At 53.5% G+C, this 2,664-nt stretch carries 3 protein-coding genes and 1 riboswitch; of the genes, 1 reads left to right on the top strand and 2 read right to left on the bottom strand.

The genetic code is table 11. The features are described from left to right. Nucleotides 1-22: 22 nt before the first annotated feature. Nucleotides 23-93, top strand: a riboswitch (Fluoride riboswitch). A gap of 108 nt (nucleotides 94-201) precedes the next feature. Beyond that, the gene (locus RUMCAL_RS03465; protein WP_021681132.1) at nucleotides 202-1,434 is read left to right on the top strand and encodes a chloride channel protein; all 1,233 of its coding nucleotides are present in this window, start codon (nucleotides 202-204) and stop codon (nucleotides 1,432-1,434) included. A 73-nt stretch (nucleotides 1,435-1,507) separates the two neighbouring features. Here RUMCAL_RS03465 and RUMCAL_RS03460 read toward each other — a convergent pair whose 3' ends face one another. Beyond that, nucleotides 1,508-2,191: a formate/nitrite transporter family protein gene (locus RUMCAL_RS03460; RefSeq protein WP_021681131.1), complete on the bottom strand. Its 684-nt coding sequence runs from the start codon at nucleotides 2,189-2,191 to the stop codon at nucleotides 1,508-1,510. A gap of 43 nt (nucleotides 2,192-2,234) precedes the next feature. Continuing rightward, on the bottom strand, nucleotides 2,235-2,543 hold the full coding sequence (locus RUMCAL_RS03455) for a hypothetical protein (protein ID WP_021681130.1): 309 nt from the start codon (nucleotides 2,541-2,543) through the stop codon (nucleotides 2,235-2,237). Between the last annotated feature and the right edge of the window lie 121 nt (nucleotides 2,544-2,664).

Below are 2,664 nucleotides of genomic sequence, written 5' to 3'. Positions count from 1 at the left end.
CGTCAGGCGGGCTTTATGCAGTGTTTCCTTAGGGAATGATGTTCTCCCTTGGGATTCCAAAACCGCTTGAGTGCTGATGACGTCTGCTTTTTAGGGTCTGTTCCATATTTTTTTATCTGCCGAAAAGACGTGCAGAAAAAGATATGAAACAGGTTCCTAAGCAGATATTGTCAGCTTTTTCTTTTTTCGGAGGTATTGTCTATGCAAAAAATCAAACTGCAACTTATTTTCCCCACTCTGCTGCTCTGTGTGCTGGCGGCAGCTGCCGGCTGTATCACCGGTGCACTCACCGCCGGATTCGGGCGTGTGCTGCTGTGGATCGGTACATTCCGGACAGAGCACCTGATCTCGTGTGTTCCCTTTCTGCCCATTGCCGGTGTCTGCATGGTATGGATATACCAGAAATACGGCAGAGAAAGCAGTCAGGGCATGAGCCTGATCTTTGATGCTGCGGACGGCACTGCAAAACGCATTCCCTTCCGGCTGATCCCGCTTCTGATCGGCAGCACGTGGCTGACACATCTCTGCGGCGGCAGTGCCGGACGAGAGGGTGTCGCTGTACAGCTGGGAGCCGCGGTTTCCCACAACATCGGCAGCCGGATTCCGTGGTTCCGGAGCATTCCCGATGCCGTTCCCATTCTGACCATTGCCGGAATGGCTGCCGGTTTCAGCGGGCTGTTTCACGCACCGCTGGCGGCAGTCTGCTTTGCACTGGAAGTGCTGGCAATCGGGAAACTGGAATATCGTGCCCTGCTGCCTGCCGCCATTGCCGCAGTGACAGCAAACGGGATCTCCGTCGCACTGGGGCTGGAAACCTTTCAGGTGGCACTTCCCGAAGCCGGCTTCGCACCGCTTTCCGTGCCGGTTCTGCTGCTGGGGATTTCCTCCGGCATTGTGGGCGGCATCTTCACCCTGCTGCTGAAACAAGGAAAAATCTATGCCGCCAAGCTGCTCCCCAACCCTGTGATTCGCATTGCCCTCTGCGGTTCGGTACTGGCAATGTTTCTCCTGCTCTCCGGACACGGCAGATACGCCGGACTGGGCACCGATCTGATCGCCCTCGCCTGTGACGGCGGAACCATTTACTGGTTCGACTTTCTGTGCAAGCTGCTGTTCACCGTCTGCACCCTTGCCATTGGATTTCAGGGCGGCGAAGTCACACCGCTGTTTGCAATCGGTGCCTGCCTTGGTGCAGCACTTGCCCCGCTGTTCGGTATCTCTCCGGTATTCGCCGCCGCACTCTGCTATGCCGCCGTTTTCGGCAGTGCTTCCAATACATGGCTCGCTCCGATCTGCATCGGAACCGAAGTGTTCGGATTCGCGTACCTGCCCTATTTCGCCGTTGTCTGCACCGTTTCCCGCCTTTGCAACGGCAACCGTTCCATGTACGGCAGACAGAAACCGGCTCCGCTGTTTTTGCAGGGGCAAAAATAAGACACGTTTTCAAAAAGCCGTACATGATCGCTCATGTACGGCTTTTGTTTAGAGCCTGTTCAAATCAGTTCTATCAAAGAGGATTGCGGGAGAGCCGCTTCAGCAGCGGAATGCACACACCACCGCACAGATTTCCCAGAATTGCCACCGGGAAATAACACAGTGCACGAAGCGGGTTCGGACAGCCAGCCATGCAGTAATAGAACGCATCTGCCACACAGTGGTTGAAGCCGGACAGAATGAATACCATGATCGGCATTACCACAATGAACACGCCGCCGATGAAGTTCTTCTTTTCGTTGCAGCGGCGGGAGCCTTCTACAGCGGAGAACATCAGAATGCCGCAGAAGAACGCCAGCACAAAAGAGCTAAGCAAGCTGTCGTCCAACTTGGCGGACATGGTTGCCTGTGCACGATCCATCAGTGTCACGTCCATGCCGTTTACCTTGGTTTCCGTTGCGAACCGTGTCAGGTGCACGATGCCGGCGGTCAGGCCGGCACCGATCGCATTCGCCAAAAAGGTGAAGAACGTTTCGCCCAGATACGCCTTGTCACGGTCGAAAATGTATCCCACCTTGCCGGTGTACAGTCCATACTGGAACTGCACAATGCAGAACAGTCCCAGCGAGAACAGAAATGCCCCCAGATAGCGGTTTTCACAGGACATGCTGACGACACAGCCGATGCCGATCATCAGACCGGACAGCATACCGTCCGCCAGAAAGGACAGCCACTTATTTTTTTGCTTCTTTTCCATTTTTTATTTCCTACACTTTCTATACTTTTATGCAGTGTTTCCTTTATGCGAAAAACTCCGCCGGATCACCGCCATTCACTGCCAGAATGTGCAGCGGTGCCTGCAAGTCCGGCAGCAGAAAGCCGCCCTCAATGCATGCCGAGCTGCAAAATGCAAACATGGACGGATAGGTTTCATCGTCCATATAAAACGGTTCTCTGGCATTTTCCGGATCAACACCCACACGATAAATGCCGTCCGCATAGTGGAACAGCACGTCCAGTTTGTCATTCCGGTGTTTCCGCATCAGAGCGATCACTTCGCCGGAATTTACAGAAACACTGCTCCAGTCAAAAGAAAGCATCGATTCCATTTTTCTTCCTCCTCACAAAAAACAGCACACTCTGAGAGCATGCCGTTTTCCAGTTCATCAAAATTCAGCTTCATTCAGTATTTGGCTTAAGGCAACACCGCACAAAGCTTGTGCGTAAGGT

It is taken from the genome of Ruminococcus callidus ATCC 27760 (assembly GCF_000468015.1).
Taxonomy (GTDB): domain Bacteria; phylum Bacillota; class Clostridia; order Oscillospirales; family Ruminococcaceae; genus Ruminococcus_C; species Ruminococcus_C callidus.
Note: the sequence above shows the minus strand (reverse complement) of the source record. Positions and strands in the feature narration are given on the sequence as shown.